This is a genomic window from Frateuria defendens (assembly GCF_001182895.1).
GTDB classification, from domain to species: Bacteria; Pseudomonadota; Gammaproteobacteria; order Xanthomonadales; family Rhodanobacteraceae; genus Frateuria_B; species Frateuria_B defendens.
In genome coordinates this window covers 1-18,354 of the sequence record NZ_LFQR01000064.1, presented here as the reverse complement: position 1 = coordinate 18,354, position 18,354 = coordinate 1, and the positions used below count along the sequence as shown (strand labels likewise).

The following is an 18,354-nucleotide window of genomic DNA, read 5'->3' as shown; positions in this document are numbered from 1 at the left end:
GGCTTTTCGACAGGACGTCCGTGTCCTGAGTCGGCATTCATGCCGACTCCCCCTGCCGGGCCTGATCGTCCGAGCCTCATCGCCGCATAGGGAAGGCAAGAAGTGCAAGCCGAAGCCGGGTCATCGCGGCGAATGCGTTTTTGAAGCGATGGGACGGCGTATGGGGTGCGCTGTCGTCGGGCTATCGGACAGGGTGTTTTCGCTTCGGCCGTTAGTTATGAAGCGGATGGTGTGCTGCCCGAGGGCGGGATGGCCTGAGGCGTGGGGCGGCGGTGGGTTCGCCGCTCGGCGCGTGCTGGCCTCGGCCGTCGGGAGACGCGCGCCGCCGTTGCGGCAGCGCGCGTTCTATCACTCCGCCGGCTGCGCGGGTTGGCGCAGCATCTGGCGCACGCTCGGCACGGCGCCTGTGGCGGGGCTGCGGGCGGCCAGTTCGTGGGCGATGTCGATGTAGCCGATCTGGCGGGCGACGTCTGCGGCGGTGCGGCCGAAGGCGTCGGCGGCGTTGCGGTCGGCGCCGCGGGCCAGCAGCACGCGCGCCGGGGCGAGCAGGGCGTGCATGGCGCAGGCGTGCAGGGCGGTGACGCCGCGCTGGTCGGCGTGTTCGAGCTTGGCGCCGGCGTCGAGCAGCACGGGAATCAGCGCGCCGATGTGAGTGGCGTCGGCGTCGCCGCCGGGGCGCGCATGGGCGCCGAGCAGCAGCAGCAGCGGGGTGAGGCCCTCGCGGTCGGCGAGGTTGGGGTCGGCGCCGTGCTTGAGCAGCACGTCGAACAGGCGCCGGGCGCGCAGGCTGTCGTTGCGCTCGAAGCCGAACTGCGCGGCGGCGTGCAGCGCGCCGCGGCCGCGGGCGTCGACGGCGCCGAGGCTGGCGCCGGCCTCCAGCAGTTGCTCGGCGAGCTCGGGATAACCCATCGCGGCGGCCACCATCAGCACGGTGGCGTCGCCCGGTAGCGGCTGGTCGAGCGCGGCGCCGTGTTCGATCAGCAGGGCGGTCAGCGTGTCGCGCCGCGCGCTCACGGCGGCGGCCAGCGGCGTCACGCCGTTGTGGGCGGCCAGTGCGCTGTCGGCGCCGGCGTCGAGCAGGCGCGCGGCGATCTCGCGGTGGCCGGCGCCGCAGGCGTGCAGCAGGGCGGTGGCACCCTGCGCGTCGCGGGTGTCCACCGCGAAGCCGAGTTCGAGCAGGCGCTCCACCGCCACCAGGGCGCCGCTGCGGGCGGCGTCGGGCAGGTCGTCGGCGCGCAGCGGGCGGCGCGGGCGCGGCCAGCCGCCCCAGTCCAGCCAGCGCTCGATGGCGTCGTGTTCCAGCGCGAGGCCGAACGCCGTCTCGCCGTTGGCGTCGGCGGCCTCGGCATCGGCGCCGTGGGCGACCAGGGCGCGCACCAAAGGCAGTGCGGCTTCGCCGTGTTCCAGCGCGAGCAGCAGCGGCGTGCGGCCGGCCGGGTCGCGCACGTTGGGGTCGCTGCCGCGGGCGAGCAGGGCTTCCAGCAGCAGGTGCTGGCCGGCGCTCGCGGCCAGGTGCAGCGGCGCCTGGCCGCGCGCGTCGGGGCCGAACGGGTCGGCGCCGCGTTCGAGCAGGGCGAGCGGCAGCGCCGTGCCCTGCGCGCTGCCGTCGAGGCGCGCCAGCGCCTGGGCCAGCAAGCCGGCGCCGGCCGGGCTCGCGCCGGCTTGCAGCAGGTCTTCCAGCGCCTCGGTGGAGGCGGGCAGCTGCAGCAGCAGGGCGTCGAACAGGCGCCGGCCGAGCGGCGGCAGCGCGGGTTCGGGGCGCTCGCCGTCTTCGGCGTCGTCGATCAGCTGCGCCGGCAGGCGCGCCTCGGCGTCCAGGCTGTGGTCGAGCAGCCAGCGCCGCGCGGCACCCAGGCCGGGCGCGGCGAGGTCGAGGTAGAGCTGGGCGAGCTGCCACGCGGGCCATGCGCGCACGTGCTCGTGGAAGGTGGAGACGATGCCCCAATGGCCGAAGCGAAGCGCGTCGAGCAGGTGCGCGGGCGTGTCGGCGCCGTCCGCCGGCAGCTCGTGGCTGAGGCTGGCGGGCAGCGGCGTGTCGGGGTCGAGCAGGGTGACCAGGTCCCAGCGGCCGGCGGCAGCGGCGTGGTCGAGCGCGCTGCGGCCATCGCTGCCGGCGGCCTTGGGCTCGGCGCCGAGCGCGAGCAGGGCGCGCACCGTCTCGGCCTTGGCGCGCGGCGACTGGCAGGCGAGGGTGAGCGCGTCGCGGCCGTGGCTGTCGCGCGCGCGGGCGTCGGCCTGCGCGGCGGCGAGCCGCTCCACGATGCCGCTGGCGCCGCAGCGCGCGGCTTCCATCAGCGCGGTGGTGCCGCGGCGGTCGGCGAGGCTGGCGTCGGCGCCGGCGGCGCATAGGGCGCGGGCGATCTGCTCGTGGCCTTCGGCGGCGGCGGCCATCAGCGCGCTGCGGTGATGGGTGTCGACCGCGTTGACCGCGGCGCGATGCTTGAGCAGCAGCTTCACGCCCTCCGGGTCGTCGTCGGCGATGCCGGCGGCGGCGAGCAGGGCCGGCTCGCCGTCGGCCGGCGCGGGGCGCGCGCCGCGTTCGAGCAGGAACTTCGCCAGCGGCCAGTTGGCGGCGCGGCAGGCCGCGGCCAGCGGGCCGACGCCGGCCTTGTTGAGCGCGTTGATGGCGGCGCCGGCGTCGAGCAGCATCGCCGCCACGATCGGCTCGCCGCTCAGCACCGCGCCGTGCAGCGGCGTGTTGCCGTCGGCGTCGGCGACCTGGGCGTCGGCGCCGTTGGCGAGCAGGGTCATCACCGCCTCGGCGCGGCCGTGCCAGCTGTCGCGGGTGGCGGCGAGCAGCGGGGTGAGGCTGCCGCTGGCGCGGTTGACGTCGGCGCCCTTGGCGATCAGCTTGCGCAGCAGGCGCGTGTCCGGCAACAGGGCGGCGAGGGTGAGCACGGGGCGCCGGTCGCGCTCGCCGGCGAGCGGCGCGGTGTTGGGATCGGCGCCGGCTTCGAGCAGGGCCAGCGCGCGTTCGATGTCGCCCTCGCGCGCGGCGGCGAGCAGGGCGGCGGACTGCTCGGGCGTGCCGGCGGTGCGCTCCTGTTCGCTCAGCACCGGCGGCGGTGCCGGCGCGGGCGCGGGTTCCGCGGCTTGGCTGTCCGTGTTGCGGCGGCGCGGGCGCTGGTTCTCGCACAGCAGCGCACGCAGCGTGCGGTTGGCGATCACCAGGCAGCCCAGCGGCAGCAGCACCACGCCGTAGACCGTGAGCGCGGCGGTGCGCAGCTCCGCGGGCAGCACGCCGTAGAGGCCGGCCAGCGCGAGCGCGAGGAAGGCCAGCACCAGCAGCGCGGCGGCGGCGGGCAGGTAGTGTGAGAAGAAGCGTTCCTCGCGCGCGAGGTGGCGGCCGAAGGTCAGGCTGCGCGCGGTGGCGGTGAAGATCCACGAGCCGTCGCTCTGCGCCGGGTAGGCGTCGTCCCACACGAACAGCAGGCCGAACGAGGGCCACACGCGCCACAGCGCGGCCAGCGCCAGCACCAGCGCGGCGGCCAGGCCGAGCGCGGCGCCGAGGCTGGGCGCGCGGCTGAGCATCAGCATCGGCCAGGCGATCAGCAGGAACACCAGCGCCACGTAGGCGGTGAACAGCACCAGGTGCGCGGCGCCCCGGCGCAGCACGGTGCGGCCGAAGCGCGGCTCGGGGTCGAAGCCGATCGCGTGGCACACCGCGGCCATGGTGAGCGCGTTGGCGGCGAGCAGGGGGATCAGGGTGAGCGGGTGCGTGCCGAGGCCGGCGACGGCGACCGCGATCCATCCGGGTACGAACCAGGCGAGTGCTTGCAGGAAGGGTGGCGGGCGTCGCGGTTTGAGATCGGTCATGGCGGGAGTATAGAAATCGTGGACGGCGCAGACGGTAACCCGGTGTTAACCGGACGGCATGCGGCGGCGCGGGGCGCGGGATCAGCGCCGGGCGTCGGCGAGGTGCGATTCGCCGGGCGGCAATTGCAGGTGCCAGCCCTGCGCCTGCAGGTTGGCCAGTACCGTGCGGCTGTCTTCGCGCGGCAGCCGGCGCTGTTCATCCAGCTCCAGTTCGAGTACAAAGCGCAGCCCGCCGAGCAGCTGCTGCAACGTTTCGGGCAGTTGCTCGAAGTCGTCGCGCTCGGTGAGCCAAAGATAGGTGTCGGCCTTGCGCAGGCTGGCGTAGACGAAACAGAGCATGGGCGTGTCTTCGGCGGCTGGGATGGAGCCTGTCCGGCCCGCGAAGGCTCAAGGTTATCAGCCACGTCCCGCCGACGCGAAAAAGCGCGCGCCGGCCGTGAAATTGTTGCACTCGCACTTGCAACTGTTTACGGCCGCTGGGCAGAGTGTGCCCCGCGGACGTCAAACGCCCGTATGAAAAGCCGCGGAAACCCCCGTTCGCCTGGCCCCGAGCCGTGTCAAACAAGAAGCAGGAGCAAGCGATGTACAAGTTCTCCCCCTCGTTTTCGGGCGCCGCGCGCCCGCTCGCGCTGGCTGCATTGAGTCTGGCTGTGGCGGGGGCGCTCGCGTTCCCGCAGGGTGCGCAGGCCAGCGGTTTCCAGCTGAAGGAAAACACCGCCAAGGGCATGGGTCGCGCCTATGCGGGTTCCGCCACGGCCGGCGGCGACGTGTCGGTGGTGGTGAACAACCCGGCCGCGATGACCCTGCTCGACGGCACCTATTTCCAGGCCGACGTCACCGCGGTGAACTTCGGCACCCAGTTCCACGGCAGCGCGCACGACGCGCAGGGCCGCCCGATCAGCGGCGGCGACGGCGGCGACGGCGGCACCACGCTGCCGGTGCCGGCGCTGTTCTTCGCCACCAAGTTCGCCGACCGCTGGCACCTGGGCGCGGGCTTCTCGGTGCCGTTCGGCTTCCAGACCGAGTACGACCGCAACTGGGTCGGCCGCTACAACGCGGTGAAGTCGCACTTCCAGTCGCTCGACGCCACGCTGTCGCTGTCCTACGACGTCACCGACGACTTCACCCTCGGCGCCAGTGCCATCGCGCAGAAGACCTCGGCCGAGCTGACCTCCGCGGTCAACTTCAACGCCGTGGGCCTGGGCCTGGTGCGCCAGGGCGTGGCAGCGGGTGCGATCCCGCCGGCGATGGGCGCGGCGCTGGCGCAGCAGGTCGGCCTGCTGGTGCCGCCGGGCAGCGACGGCTTCGCCAAGATCAAGGGCGACGACTGGGGCTACGGCTGGCAGCTGGGCGCCTTCTGGAAGCTCACCCCGCAGGACCGCCTGGCCTTCAACTACCGCTCCAAGATCGACCACACGCTCTCCGGCACCGCCAACTTCCAGGTGCCGGCCAACGTGACCGCGCTGCTGTCCAACCCGACCGTGGCGGCGCTGCTGGCCGGCGCGGGCGGGTTGCCGTTCCAGCACACCTCCGGCAAGGCCAAGTTCACCACGCCGGCCACGGCCTCGTTCAGCTATTGGCACCAGGCGGAGAAGTTCGGCCTGGGCATCGACCTGGCCTGGACCAAGTGGGACGTGTTCAAGGACCTGCGCGTGCAGTACGGCAACCCGGCGCAGCCGGACAGCGTGGAGGCCTACAACTGGCGCAACACGTGGTATGCCTCGGTCGGCGGCGACTACTACGTCAACGACAAGCTGACCCTGCGCGCCGGCGTGGCGATCGACACCACCCCGACCTACAACGCCACCCGCACCGCGCGCGTGCCCGACTCCACCCGCCAGTTCGCCACCGTGGGCCTGGGCTACAAGGCGAGCGAGCACTTCGAGATCAACGCCTCCTACGCGCACATCTTCGTCAACAAGGCGCACGTCAACAACACCAGCTCCACCGGCGACGTGATGACCGGCAACTTCGACGACTACGGCAACCTGCTGAGCCTGTCCGCGCAGTACAAGTTCTGAGCGCGGCCAACCCACGCCCTGGTCCGGCACGAACCTCCCCGCGCGAGCGGGGAGGTTTTTTTGTGCCGCGATGTCAGCCGCGCCGTTGCAGCAGCGCCAGCAGGCGGCGGAAGCGCGCGCCGTAGGGCGGGTCGAGCAGGCCGGTGCCGTTCCAGCGCGCCTGGCGCAGCACGGGCTTGATGTGCGAGAAGGTGCGAAAGCCCGCCTCGCCGTGGTAGCCGCCCATGCCCGACGGGCCCACGCCGCCTAACGGCAGGCCGTGCTGGGCGATGTGGTAGAGCGTGTCGTTGACGGTGACGCCGCCGGCGTGGGTGCGCGCGAGCACGCGCTCGATCGCGCGGGCGTCCTGCTCGAACAGGTACAGCGCCAGCGGGTGCGCTCGCGCGGCCACGAAGCCGATCGCCTCCTCCAGCGTGTCGTAGGGCACCAGCGGCAGCAGCGGGCCGAAGATTTCCTCCCGCATCACCGCCATCGTGTCGTCCACCTCGGTCAGCAGGGTCGGCAGCAGGCGACGCTGCGCCGGATAGTCGCCGCCCTCGTGCAGCGGCCAGGCGCGGGCGCCGGCGGCCACCGCCGCGTCGCGCAGCGCGCTCAGGCGGTGGTAGTGGCGCTCGCTGGCGATGCTGGCGTATTGCGGGTTGGCGGGCAGCTGCGGGTACAGCCGCGCGGCCATCGCGCGGGCGGTTTCGACGAAATCGTGCACCCGCTCGCGCGGCAGCAGCACGTAGTCGGGCGCGATGCAGGTCTGCCCGGCGTTGACCAGTTTGCCGAGCAGGATGCGCTCCACCGCATGCCCGAAGCGCGCGCCGGGGCCGACGATGGCCGGCGACTTGCCGCCCAGTTCCAGCGTCACCGGCGTGAGCTGCGCGGCGGCGGTGCGCATCACCTGGCGGCCCACGGCGGTGGAGCCGGTGAACAGCAGGTGGTCGAGCGGCAGCGCGGCGAAGGCCTGCGCCGCTTCGGGGCCGCCGGTCACCGCGCGCACCGCGTCGGGTTCGAAGTACCGGCCCACCAGTTCGGCGAACAGCGCGGCGAAGCGCGGCGTGTACTCGCTGAGCTTCACCAGCGCGCGGTTGCCGGCGGCCAGCGCGTCCACCAGCGGCCCCGCCGCGAGGAACAGCGGGTAGTTCCACGGCACGATGATGCCGACCACGCCGCGCGGCTGCGGCCGCAGCTCGGTGCGCGCGGGCAGGAAGGGCAGGCTGGCGAAGCCCCGCCGCGGCTTCATCCAGCGCCGGCCGTGGCGCAGCGCGTGGCGGATCGCCGAGAGGCTGGGGAAGACTTCGAGCAGTTCGGTTTCCTCGGCGGGCCGGTGGCCGAAGTCGGCGCTGATCGCCTCGGCGATGGCCTGGCGGTGATCCGTGACCAGCGCCTGCAACGCGCGCAGGCGCTGCGCGCGCACCGGCCAGCCGGGCATGGGGTCGCGCCGCTGGGCCTCGCGCATGGCGTGCAACAGAAGCTGTGGAGCCTGCTCGGGCTCGGACATGGGCGCTCCGCGTGGCTGGCCGGTGACCGCGCCCAGTATCGGCCGCCGTGTCGCGGGCGGCCAGCGGCGGTGCAATAAGTCGCGACGACAAGCCCTCAATGGCGCAGTGCAGGCGGCGAACCGGGCGGGACCTGGTGCCGTTTGGTCCGGGCCGTGGGCCGGCGGGCGTCGCGTTCGGATTCGCCTCGCCGTTGTCCAGGCTGCGCTGCCGGGACGATGGGCAAGCTTTCGGCGCGATGCCGGGTCGACCCGCAGGCGGGCGCTCAATGCGCCGCGTGCGCCTGCAACAGCCGCTGCACCTGCTGCGGATGGTTGGTGACGAAGAGGTCGACCGGGCGGTCCTTGAAGAACGCGAGATAGGCCGACTCGCCCTCCGCCTCCGCGTGCTCGTCCAGCGTGCGCCCGTCCGGCAGCGGCATGATGGCGTCGCTGATCACCGTGGCGCCGCTGCGGTGCGCGGCGGCGAACAGCGCCGGGTCCGCGCCGCTCGGCACGTACATGGCCAGGCGGCCGCGGGTGGCCAGGGCGCGGTAGCGATTGACGTCATGCCGGGTGGCGACCAGCACCGACACCAGCACCTCGCGGTCGTAGGGCAGCATGGCGCGGGCGCTGGCCGGGTCGAAGGTCAGCACCACGGTGCGCGGTCCCAGGCGGTAATGGCGCACCCACGGCATGAAGGCGGCGGGCCGGAGCTGCTTCACGTCCAGCATCAGCCGCGCCGAGGGCGTGGCGGCGGCCCAGCGGGCGAGCGCGGCGAAGCGCGGCAGGGGCTCGCCGGTGGCGTGGCCGCCGGGGCCGACGAGGTGCAGCCGGTCGAGCTGGGCGGCGGTGGCCTCGCGCAGCGGGCCGTGGCCGTCGGTGGTGCGATCCAGCGTGTCGTCGTGCAGCAGGTAGACGGTGCCGTCGCGGCTGGCCTTGAGGTCCATCTCCAGCATGAAGGGACCGGCCGCGGTGGTGCGGGCCATCTGCGCGGGGCTGTTCTCCAGCTGGTCGGGTGCGAGCCAGCCGCGGTGCGCGACGACCTGCACGCCGGCGGGATGGAGCACGTTGCCGGCGGCGACGGCCTCGGCCGTGATGGCGCAGAGGCCGAGCGCGGCCAGGGCGGCGGCGAGCAGGCGGAGCAGCGGTGCGGGCATCGGTATAAGTTCACGGTGACGGCGCCCGCGCCAGTGCGGGCGCCACGCACTGTAGCCGGCCGATGCGCGCCGGGCGCGGGACGGCGGCGATATGTCCCGCCCGTGCCGCGCGCCACCCGTGCCGGCGCGCGGCACGGGTGGCGTCAACGGGCGACGGCGCTCACTCGTCGATGGTCAGCAGCGAGGCGTTGCCGCCGGCGGCGGTGGTGTTGATGGTGAGCGTGCGCTCGCCGGCGAAGCGCAGCAGGTAGTGCGGGCCGCCGGCCTTGGGGCCGGTGCCGGAGAGGCCCTCGCCGCCGAACGGCTGTACGCCCACCACCGCGCCGATCTGGTTGCGGTTGACGTAGCAGTTGCCCACCCGCGCGTGGCTGCGGATGAATTCCACCGTGTCGTCGATGCGGCTGTGGATGCCGAGCGTCAGGCCGTAGCCGGTGGCGTTGATGGCCTCCACCACCTGCGGCAGCTCGCTGCCCTTCCAGCGGATCACGTGCAGCACCGGGCCGAACACCTCGCGGGTGAGCGTGGCGAGCGCGGGGATCTCGTAGGCGCGCGGCGCGAAGAAGGTGCCGTGGGCGGCGAGGCCGGCGTCGAGCGGCGCCTCGGCGATCTTCTTCGCCTCGCGGTCCATGCGCGCGGCGTGCTCGACGAGGATGCGCCTGGCGTCCTCGTCGATCACCGGGCCGACGTCGGTGGAGAGCTGGCCCGGGTCGCCCACCTTCAGTTCGGCCATGGCGCCGGCGAGCATCGCGGTGACCTTGTCGGCGATGTCCTCCTGCACGAACAGCACACGCGCGGCCGAGCAGCGCTGGCCGGCGGACTGGAAGGCGGAGGCCACCACGTCCTTGACGATCTGCTCGGGCAGGGCGGAGGAGTCGGCGATCATCGCGTTCTGGCCGCCGGTCTCGGCGATCAGCGCGGCGATCGGCGCGTTGCGCGCGGCCAGGCTCCGGTTGATCGCCCAGGCGGTTTCGGTGGAGCCGGTGAAGGCCACGCCGGCCACGCGCGGGTCCTTCGTCAGCGCGGCGCCCACGGTGGCGCCGTCGCCCGGCAGGAACTGCAGCACCTCGGCCGGCACGCCCGCCTCGTGCAGCAGCTTCACCGCGGCATGGCCGATCAGCGAGGTCTGCTCGGCCGGCTTGGCGATCACGCTGTTGCCGGCGGCGAGCGCGGCGGAGACTTGGCCCAGGAAGATCGCCAGCGGGAAGTTCCACGGGCTGATGCACACGAACACGCCGCGGCCGGTGAGGAACAGCTGGTTGCTCTCGCCGGTGGGGCCGGGCAGCGGCTCGGGCTGGCCGAACAGGCGCCGCGCCATGGCGGCGTAGTAGCGCAGGAAGTCGGCCGCCTCGCGCACTTCGGCGATGGCGTCGGGCAAGCTCTTGCCGGCCTCGCGCACGCACAGGGCGATGAACTCGCCGCGGCGCGCTTCCAGCAGCCCGGCGGCGTGCTCGAGGATGGCCGCGCGGCTGGCCGCCGGCAGGCGGTCCCAGCCGGGCTGGGCGGCCACGGCGTTGGCGAGCGCGCGATCCACGGTGGCCGCGTCGGCGCCGACGTAGCGGCCCACCCCCTGACGGCGGTCGGCGGGGTTGGTCACCTCGACCGCGGGGCCGTTGGCGCTCGCGCCCGGCACCAGCGGCGCGGCCTGCCAGGGGCCGACGTGCGCGTTGACGGCCTCGGCGAGGGCGGCCAGTTCGTTGTCGTTGGAGAAGTTGACGCCCATGGAATTCTTCCTGGATACGAAATTCGAATGCGGCACGAGCGCCGGATTCTCAGCGTAGAGGTTGACCGGCAGCGGGATGCGCGGATGCGGGATGGAGGCGTAGCCGCGCACCGTCTCGCACGGGTCGGCCACCAGCTCGCGCACCGGCAGCTGCTCGTCCGCGATGCGATTGACGAAGCTGGTGTTGGCGCCGTTCTCGAGCAGGCGGCGCACCAGGTAGGGCAGGAGATCCTCGTGCGTGCCCACCGGCGCGTACACGCGGCAGGGCACGTTGAGCTTGTCCTGGCCGATCACCTCGGCGTAGAGGTCCGTGCCCATGCCGTGCAGGCGCTGGAACTCGAACGGCCGCCCCGCCGCGAGCCGGTGGACGGCGGCGATGGTGTGCGCGTTGTGGGTGGCGAACTGCGGGTAGATCAGCGCGCTGCCGGCGTCGAACAGCTTGCGCGCGCAGGCCTGGTAGGAGACGTCGGTGTTGGGCTTGCGCGTGTACACCGGATAGCCGGCCAGGCCCAGCTCCTGCGCGCGCTTGATCTCGGCGTCCCAGTAGGCGCCCTTGACCAGGCGCACGTACCAGCGGCGGCCGGCGGCGCGCGCCGTCTCGACCAGCCAGTCGATCACGAACGGGGTGCGCTTGGCGTAGGCCTGCACCACGATGCCGAGGCCGTTCCAGCCTTCGAGCGAAGGATGCGCGAAGACGTCGCCGATCACGTCCAGCGATAGCTCCAGGCGGTCGGCCTCTTCCGCGTCCACCGACAGGGCGATGCCCTGCTTCATCGCCAGCTGCGAGAGTTCCAGCAGCTTCTCGCCCAGCTCGCGGCGGGCGCGCTCGCGGTGGGCCACCTCGTAGCGCGGGTGCAGCGCGGAGAGCTTGACCGAGATCGACGGCGCGTCGGTGTGGTTGGCGAACGGGCCGCGCGCGCCGATGGCGGCGATGGCGCGGCGGTAGTCCTCCTGGTAGCGCTCGGCGGTGGCCTGGGTCAGCGCCGACTCGCCGAGCATGTCGTAGGAGTAGCGGTAGGCCGCGTAGTCCTTCTTCGCGCAGCGGTCCAGCGCCTCCTCGATGGTGCGGCCCATCACGAACTGGTGGCCCATGATGCGCATGGCCTGGCGCACCGCCAGGCGGATCGCCGGCTCGCCGGCGCGGCCGACCAGGCGGCGCAGCGCGCCGGCGAAGTCGTGGCGGGTCTCCTCGGCCAGGTTGACCAGGTGGCCGGTGAGCATCAGGCCCCAGGTGCTGGCGTTGACGAACAGCGACTCGCTCTGGCCTAAGTGCTTCTTCCAGTCGGCCTCGCCCAGCTTGTCGCGGATCAGCTTGTCGGCGGTGGCCTTGTCGGGGATGCGCAGCAGCGCCTCGGCCACGCACATCAGCAGCACGCCCTCCTCGCTGGAGAGGTCGTACTGGCGCATGAAGGATTCCACCGCGCTCTGGTCCGCCGCGCGCTCGCGCACGCGGGTCACCAGGGCGGCGGCGAGGTCGATCACCTGCTCGCGTTCGGCCGGCGGCAGGCTGGCCTGGGCCAGCAGGTCGTTGACCGCTTCGGTCTCGTCGCGGAGCCATGCCGCGGTGATGCGCGCGCGCGCGGCCGAAGCGCCGGCGGGGAGTTCGGGGCTGAGGATGGGGGCGGTCACGGGGTCGGGGACAGAATGCCGCGGGGGCGGGAAGCGGCGGATTGTACGTCGGTCCGCACGCGGGCGTATCGCCGGCGCCGCGCGCCGGTCCGGAGGGGTGCGTCAACTTGCCCGAGGGGTGGCCGAAGCCTATCATCCCAGCCGTTCCAGGCACGCGGGCCCCCATGATCGTGCTTCGACCTGCCGACAGTGCTCTGCCGCGCACGACGCTGTGGCTGCGTCCCAACCGCGTGTTGAGCCGGCGCGGGCTGCGGCGGCTGATCGGGGTGCTGGCGGCGCTGGCGCTGACCACGGCCGGGCTCGGCGCATGGCAGGGCAACGTGTTCGCCCCGCTGTTCGCCCTGGCGGAATCCTTCGCGGTGGCCTTCGCCCTGGGCGCGGCCTGGCGCGCGGGAGACCGCAGCGAGCGCATCACCCTCGATGCCGCCTCGCTCGAGGTCCAGGCCCGGCCGGGGCGCCGCGACACGCGCTTTGAGCCCTATTGGGTGCGCGTGCTGCTGGAGCCGGGCGACAACGGTCGCGGACGCTTGCTGCTGCGCTCGCACGGACGCGAGCTCGAGATCGGCGCCTTTCTCGGCGACGAGGAACGGGGCGAGCTGTCGGGAAGGCTCAAGGGGCTGCTGGCGGATCTGCACGGCCGGCCGCGCGGGTAGACCACTCAAGGGTGCGAGACATGACTACAGGCGGCATCAGGATCAAGGCGTGGGCGGCGACGGCCTGCGCGCTGCTGTGCGGCGTGGCGTGGGCCAACCCCAAGCCGGGCCAGCTCAACATGCCGCGCGGCGTCACCGAGTGGTCCGAGCGCCCCTACCTGCTCAACAACGTCGCCCTGGGCGTGTGCGTGGTGATCGGCGTGCTGGTGTTCGGCGCCATGGCCATCGCCATGGTGCGCTTCCGCAAGTCGCGCGGCGCGGTGGCCGAGAAGTGGACCCACAACACCACGCTGGAGATCGTGTGGACCACGATCCCGGTGCTGATCCTGGTCGTGCTGGCCTACCTGGCCACCGGCGGCCTCACCACCTTCGCCGACACCACCGGTTCGCAGATGACGGTGAAGGTCACCGGCTACCAGTGGAAATGGCGCTACGACTACGTCGAATACCGGGGCAAGGCGATCGACAAGGTCGGCTTCATGTCCAGGCTCGACGCGCAGAGCGACGAGACGCGCCAGCTCGGCTCGGGCCTGGACCCGCACGCGGTGCAGGTGGACGGCGAGAACACCTACCTGCTCAACGTGGACGAACCGCTGGTGGTGCCGGTGGGGGTCAAGATCCGCTTCGTGATCACCGCCGGCGACGTGATCCACTCCTGGTGGGTGCCCGACCTCGGCTGGAAGATCGACGCCATCCCCGGCATCGTCAACGCCGCCTGGGCCACCATCAAGACGCCAGGCGTCTACCGCGGCCAGTGTGCGGAGCTGTGCGGCCAGGACCACGGCTTCATGCCGGTCGTGGTGAAGGCGGTGACCCGGTCCGAGTTCGAGCAGTGGCTGGCGCAGCGCCAGGCCAGGGCGGCGCCGGCCCCGGCTGCCACGGCGCCGGCGCCCGCCAAGCAGGGCTGACCGATCCCGTCCGGCCGCGGCCGGTCCGTAGTCCCCCAAAATCCGTTCAGTGCAGAGGTGCAAGGCGATGGCTCACGCAGCGACCCATGACCAGCACGACGACCACCACCACGGTGCCCCGAAGGGCTTCTTCGCGCGCTGGGTCATGTCCACCAACCACAAGGACATCGGCACGCTCTACCTGGTGTTGTCGCTGATCGCCTTCTTCATCGGCGGCAGCTTCGCGATGGTGATCCGGGCGGAACTGTTCAAGCCCGGCCTGCAGCTGGTGCAGCCCTACTTCTTCAACGAGATGACCACGCTGCACGCGCTGGTGATGATCTTCGGCGCGGTGATGCCGGCCTTCGTGGGCCTGGGCAACTGGATGATCCCGCTGATGATCGGCGCGCCGGACATGGCGCTGCCGCGCATGAACAACCTCTCCTTCTGGCTGCTGCCGTTCGCCTTCGTGCTGCTGCTCTCCACCCTGTTCCTGCCCGGCGGCGGCCCGGCCGGCGGCTGGACGCTGTACCCGCCGCTGTCGCTGCAGGGGCAGTCGCTGGCCTACTCGGTGTTCGCCATCCACCTGATGGGCATCAGCTCGATCATGGGCGCGATCAACATCATCGCCACCATCCTCAACCTGCGCGCGCCGGGCATGGATCTCCTGAAGATGCCGGTGTTCGTGTGGACCTGGCTGATCACCGCCTTCCTGCTGATCGCGGTGATGCCGGTGCTGGCCGGCGCGGTGACCATGCTGCTCACCGACAAGTATTTCGGCACCAGCTTTTTCAACGCGGCCGGCGGCGGCGACCCGGTGCTCTACCAGCACATCTTCTGGTTCTTCGGGCACCCCGAGGTCTACATCATGATCCTGCCGGCCTTCGGCCTGATCTCGGAGATCATCCCCACCTTCGCGCGCAAGCCGATCTTCGGCTACAAGGCGATGGTGTTCGCGGTGGCCTCGATCGCCTTCCTCTCGTTCATCGTGTGGGCGCACCACATGTTCGCGGTGGGCCTGCCGCTGGGCGCGGACATCTTCTTCATGTACGCCACCATGCTGATCGCGGTGCCCACCGGGGTGAAGGTGTTCAACTGGGTCAGCACCATGTGGGGCGGCTCGATGAGCTTCGAGACGCCGATGCTGTGGGCGGTGGCCTTCGTGATCCTGTTCACCATCGGCGGCTTCTCCGGCCTGATGCTCGCGCTGGTGCCGGCGGACTTCCAGTACCACGACTCCTACTTCGTGGTGGCGCACTTCCACTACGTGCTGGTGACCGGCGCCATCTTCGCCATCATCGCGGGCGTCTACTACTGGCTGCCCAAGTGGACCGGCCGCATGTACAGCGAGTTCTGGGGCAAGGTGCACTTCTGGAACTCGGTGGTGTGGGTCAACGTGCTGTTCTTCCCGCAGCACTTCCTGGGCCTGGCCGGCATGCCGCGGCGCATCCCCGACTACAACGTGGCCTTCGCCAACTTCAACATGGTCAGCTCGATCGGCGGCTTCCTGTTCGGCGCCTCGCAGCTGATCTTCCTCGGCGTGATCGTGCACTGCGTGTTCTTCTCCAGGAAGCAGGCGCTCGACCGCGTGTGGGAAGGCGCGCGCGGGCTGGAATGGACGGTGCCCTCGCCGGCACCGCACCACACCTTCGAGGTGCCGCCGCTGATCCACGACGAGGACCTTGCCCACGGCCACGCGGTGGATTGAGCGCGCCATGGCGACGCGGACGATGCAGGAGCGGGACGAGGCGCGCCGCCGCCGCGGCGTGCGCCGCACGGCGTGGATCGCGGCGGCGGTGGCGGCGGCGATCTTCCTGCTCTCGATCGCCGACATGATGAAGGGCACGTAACGGATACGGCCGGCGGCCCGCCGCACGGCCGGGGGACGAAACAAACCGAAGCACTCCACGGGGTTCCACCATGGGTCAGCATCAAGACGTCTACTTCGTTCCATCCAAGAGCCAGTGGCCGATCGTGGCCGCGGTGGTGCTGTTCCTCACCGTGTTCGGCGCCGGGCACTGGTTGAATGCGGAGCCGGGCGAATCGGGCTTCGGCAAGACCTTCCTGCTGATCGGCTTTGTCGGTGTGCTGGCGATGTTCTTCGGCTGGTTCCGCGCGGTGATCCGCGAATCGCTGGCCGGGCGCTACAACGCGCAGGTAGACCGCTCCTTCCGCATGGGCATGATGTGGTTCATTTTCTCCGAGGTGATGTTCTTCGGCGCCTTCTTCGGCGCGCTGTTCTACGCGCGCCTCTACGCGGTGCCGTGGCTGGGCGGCGAGGGTCACGGCGTGCTCACCCACCAGTTCCTGTGGAACGACTACGCGGCGGCCTGGGGTGCCAACGGCGGCAACGGCCCGGCGCGCATCGGCGGCAGCTTCGAGACGGTGCCGCCGTGGGGCATGCCGCTGCTCAACACGCTGATCCTGCTCACCTCCAGCGTCACCGTCACCATCGCCCACCACGCCATCAAGGACGGTCACCGCGGGCGCGTGCTGCTGTTCCTCGGCCTCACCGTGCTGCTGGGCGCGTCCTTCCTCTACTTCCAGGCCAACGAGTACATGGAGGCCTACCGCGAGCTCAACCTCACGCTGAAGTCGGGCGTGTACGGCTCGACCTTCTTCATGCTCACCGGCTTCCACGGCATGCACGTGACGCTGGGCACCATCATGCTGGCGGTGATGTGGCTGCGCGAGCTGAAGGGGCATTTCACCCGCGACCACCATTTCGCGTTCGAGGCGGTGGCGTGGTACTGGCACTTCGTGGACGTGGTGTGGCTGGGGCTCTTTATCTTCGTCTACATCCTCTGACTTCCTCGCTCTGCTCCCTTTCTGCCGGAGGCGGAGGGGGAGATGATGCAAAGCGGACGGTGAATGCAGATGACAAAAAGCCCGCCAGAAGGCGAGCTTTTTTGCGCGCGCCTGGTACGACTCCGATTCCGTAGACACCGTGGCCGAGGTGGCCGAACGCCTCGGGGTGTGCACTGCCTCTATGCATGGCTTCGTGACGCGCCCTCAGCCGCGATGCGCGCAAAGCGCAGAAGGAAGTCGACCTGATGCAGGAGAATGCCCGGCTTCGTGCCGAACTGCGTCGCACCGAAGAGGAGTGCGACATTTTAAAAAACGCCACCGCGTACTTTGCCAAGGGGCAAGGGTGAAGGACGCCTTCATGCAGGCCCATGCCGGCAGTTTCGCGTCGCCACGATGTGCCGCGTGCTTTAAGGTCGGGCGCAGAGGTTTTCTACAACCGGCGGCGCCGGCATGGACATCCGAGCGGCCTTGCGCCGGTGATGTTCGAGGCGGCTAACTCAAAATCCAGCGCCTGATCGTCTATGGAATCGGGGGCGTACCAGCTGGCGCTGCCTCTAGCTGAATTGGACCCACGTACACTCAATGTCGTCCATGACGGCCTCTTGGACCTCTCCAAGTGAAACGCCCAGAAGCTCATTGATACGGCCATGCCGCATCCCAAAGAAGATTCCGCCACGGCGGTAGGTTGCGCTCCACGTGACACGGCCAGAGTTAGTGTGTTCGTACTCACCTTCGTACGTAAAGCCATTGGTGGTTTTGCCGGAAACATTAGTCATGACGGCTTCCCTTGCTGGAAAAACGTGTATGCACCCTCGCTCCATGGACGGAAACGACGCAGGACGATCAGGCATTGCTGGGCTACGCACTTCCATCAACGCTCATGAGGGCCAGTGGTTGGGTTGGGTGCCCCGTCGTCATCCATGCGATCCGAATCTAAGTCTTCTCGGGTTCTGCCAGGTTCCGGCTGATCGGGTTTGGACTCGATCTGGTCTTGTCGCACCAGTTGTCGCGACAGGGGAATTGCTCGAGGCGATGCCGTTGACACCGAGCATCCCGTAAACCAGCGATTGCGACGTTCACCGTCGGCAGCATCCGGAGCGGGTGAAAAGTGCATCTTGTGAGGATGAAAGTAGAGCAAGTTCAATAGATTGGGGGTGTACATGGGGAGGCCTCGGGTGGTGACCTGCATCCTGCAGGTCATACGCAAGCGTTAGCCACGGCTCCGACCTGGGAGGAGGAAGCGGCTCCGACCTGGGCGGAGGAAGCTCAGAGACCTTGGAAGAAAAAACACGCACAGTCTGAGGTGCCGGAGGTATGGCTTTACCGAAACCACGGCGCATCATCACCATGCGCTTTCCTTTGTTACGCCCCTGTAAGGTGTCGCCAAGCCCTTCGCCTTAAGTGTCGGCCGGCATCCGGGGGATCAAATCAGGCATCACGTCTATTTCGTCCACCCACATTACCCTCGATTAACAACTGCACGCGCATGCTGTGTTGGCGCCAGGAAAGACAGCCTCCTCCTTGGCAGGCGCCTCAGTTACGCGGTCCTCTCCCTAACGCCATCTGAGTACTTCTCCGATCCTTATCGGAGTTGCGGCTCCGGCCGCTCTGGATCCGCCATTCGGATCACCACTCAAGGTAAATGTATGTCCAACCATGACTCCAACACCGCTCGCGCTCCCAGCAAGAACATCGTCGAGACGGCGGCCGCCAACGGTTCCTTCGATATCCTTGGCAAGGCTCTCGAAGCGGCTGAACTCACCCATACCCTGAAGGAATCGGGCCCTTATACCTTCTTTGCGCCGACGGATGCGGCGTTCAAAAAGCTGCCCGAGGGCACGCTGGAAAACTGGCTGAAGCCAGAGAATAAGGCGGAATTGATCTCCGTGCTGAAATACCACGTGCTGCCGGGCCGGGTATCGTTCGTTGAAGTCGAAAAACTGACCGCACCGAAGATGATGCAAGGCCAGGCGGTGCCGATCACGAAGGACGACGGCAAGCTCCGCATCGGCGGCGCAACCATCACCGGGCGGGACATTGCCTCGAGCAACGGCATCATCCATGCGATCGATGCGGTAAACGTGCCAACCAAGCAGTAATCCATCAGGAACTCGTGGTGGGATCAGCCCCACCACAGGTTCCGTATGGCCCCCGCTCCGTGAGGTATGTGCCGATCGACTAGGGATGCTCTGATCTAT

At 70.2% G+C, this 18,354-nt stretch carries 12 protein-coding genes; 7 read left to right on the top strand and 5 right to left on the bottom strand.

The features are described from left to right. Positions 1–348: 348 nt before the first annotated feature. Both ACH65_RS10420 and ACH65_RS10415 read right to left on the bottom strand, forming a co-directional pair. Positions 349–3,816 carry an ankyrin repeat domain-containing protein gene (locus ACH65_RS10420; RefSeq protein ID WP_049622530.1) on the bottom strand — a complete coding sequence of 1,156 codons (3,468 nt, stop codon included), beginning with the start codon at positions 3,814–3,816 and terminating at the stop codon, positions 349–351. An 81-nt stretch (positions 3,817–3,897) separates the two neighbouring features. After that, entirely contained in the window at positions 3,898–4,155 is a 258-nt protein-coding gene (locus ACH65_RS10415) for a YcgL domain-containing protein (RefSeq protein ID WP_049622529.1), read from the bottom strand. Between the two features lie 242 nt (positions 4,156–4,397). Between ACH65_RS10415 and ACH65_RS10410 the strand changes: the two genes are divergently transcribed. After that, a complete protein-coding gene (locus ACH65_RS10410) occupies positions 4,398–5,837 on the top strand; it encodes an OmpP1/FadL family transporter (RefSeq protein ID WP_049622528.1) in 1,440 nt (479 codons plus the stop codon). 73 nt (positions 5,838–5,910) lie between these two features. On the opposite strand, the gene ACH65_RS10405 is transcribed toward ACH65_RS10410, so the two are convergent. The 3 genes from ACH65_RS10405 to putA form a co-directional block, all read right to left on the bottom strand. After that, on the bottom strand, positions 5,911–7,323 hold the full coding sequence (locus ACH65_RS10405; protein WP_049622527.1) for a coniferyl aldehyde dehydrogenase: 1,413 nt from the start codon (positions 7,321–7,323) through the stop codon (positions 5,911–5,913). 263 nt (positions 7,324–7,586) lie between these two features. After that, positions 7,587–8,459: a glycerophosphodiester phosphodiesterase family protein gene (locus ACH65_RS10400; RefSeq protein WP_049622526.1), complete on the bottom strand. Its 873-nt coding sequence runs from the start codon at positions 8,457–8,459 to the stop codon at positions 7,587–7,589. A 160-nt stretch (positions 8,460–8,619) separates the two neighbouring features. Beyond that, on the bottom strand, positions 8,620–11,808 hold the full coding sequence (putA, locus tag ACH65_RS10395; protein WP_049622525.1) for a bifunctional proline dehydrogenase/L-glutamate gamma-semialdehyde dehydrogenase PutA: 3,189 nt from the start codon (positions 11,806–11,808) through the stop codon (positions 8,620–8,622). A gap of 164 nt (positions 11,809–11,972) precedes the next feature. Between putA and ACH65_RS10390 the strand changes: the two genes are divergently transcribed. From ACH65_RS10390 to ACH65_RS10370, 6 genes are all read left to right on the top strand, one after another. After that, positions 11,973–12,461 carry a DUF2244 domain-containing protein gene (locus ACH65_RS10390; protein ID WP_064504845.1) on the top strand — a complete coding sequence of 163 codons (489 nt, stop codon included), beginning with the start codon at positions 11,973–11,975 and terminating at the stop codon, positions 12,459–12,461. Positions 12,462–12,481: 20 nt separating this feature from the next. Beyond that, positions 12,482–13,369 carry a cytochrome c oxidase subunit II gene (coxB, locus tag ACH65_RS10385; protein WP_049622524.1) on the top strand — a complete coding sequence of 296 codons (888 nt, stop codon included), beginning with the start codon at positions 12,482–12,484 and terminating at the stop codon, positions 13,367–13,369. A 67-nt stretch (positions 13,370–13,436) separates the two neighbouring features. After that, on the top strand, positions 13,437–15,056 hold the full coding sequence (gene ctaD, locus ACH65_RS10380; protein WP_049622523.1) for a cytochrome c oxidase subunit I: 1,620 nt from the start codon (positions 13,437–13,439) through the stop codon (positions 15,054–15,056). Positions 15,057–15,063: 7 nt separating this feature from the next. Further along, on the top strand, positions 15,064–15,198 hold the full coding sequence (locus ACH65_RS21015; RefSeq protein ID WP_272913765.1) for a hypothetical protein: 135 nt from the start codon (positions 15,064–15,066) through the stop codon (positions 15,196–15,198). Between the two features lie 70 nt (positions 15,199–15,268). Further along, a complete protein-coding gene (locus tag ACH65_RS10375) occupies positions 15,269–16,156 on the top strand; it encodes a cytochrome c oxidase subunit 3 (RefSeq protein WP_049622522.1) in 888 nt (295 codons plus the stop codon). Between the two features lie 1,646 nt (positions 16,157–17,802). After that, a complete protein-coding gene (locus ACH65_RS10370; RefSeq protein WP_049622521.1) occupies positions 17,803–18,255 on the top strand; it encodes a fasciclin domain-containing protein in 453 nt (150 codons plus the stop codon). Positions 18,256–18,354 lie beyond the last annotated feature (99 nt).

Bases quoted from the DNA above. Each gene is read 5' to 3' on its own strand.
- ACH65_RS10415 (WP_049622529.1), bottom strand. From the start codon at position 4,155: ATGCTCTGTTTCGTCTACGCCAGCCTGCGCAAGGCCGACACCTATCTT.
- ctaD (WP_049622523.1), top strand. From the start codon at position 13,437: ATGGCTCACGCAGCGACCCATGACCAGCACGACGACCACCACCACGGT.
- ACH65_RS10375 (WP_049622522.1), top strand. From the start codon at position 15,269: ATGGGTCAGCATCAAGACGTCTACTTCGTTCCATCCAAGAGCCAGTGG.
- ACH65_RS10405 (WP_049622527.1), bottom strand. From the start codon at position 7,323: ATGTCCGAGCCCGAGCAGGCTCCACAGCTTCTGTTGCACGCCATGCGC.
- coxB (WP_049622524.1), top strand. From the start codon at position 12,482: ATGACTACAGGCGGCATCAGGATCAAGGCGTGGGCGGCGACGGCCTGC.
- ACH65_RS10400 (WP_049622526.1), bottom strand. From the start codon at position 8,459: ATGCCCGCACCGCTGCTCCGCCTGCTCGCCGCCGCCCTGGCCGCGCTC.
- ACH65_RS21015 (WP_272913765.1), top strand. From the start codon at position 15,064: ATGGCGACGCGGACGATGCAGGAGCGGGACGAGGCGCGCCGCCGCCGC.
- ACH65_RS10390 (WP_064504845.1), top strand. From the start codon at position 11,973: ATGATCGTGCTTCGACCTGCCGACAGTGCTCTGCCGCGCACGACGCTG.
- ACH65_RS10370 (WP_049622521.1), top strand. From the start codon at position 17,803: ATGTCCAACCATGACTCCAACACCGCTCGCGCTCCCAGCAAGAACATC.
- ACH65_RS10420 (WP_049622530.1), bottom strand. From the start codon at position 3,816: ATGACCGATCTCAAACCGCGACGCCCGCCACCCTTCCTGCAAGCACTC.
- ACH65_RS10410 (WP_049622528.1), top strand. From the start codon at position 4,398: ATGTACAAGTTCTCCCCCTCGTTTTCGGGCGCCGCGCGCCCGCTCGCG.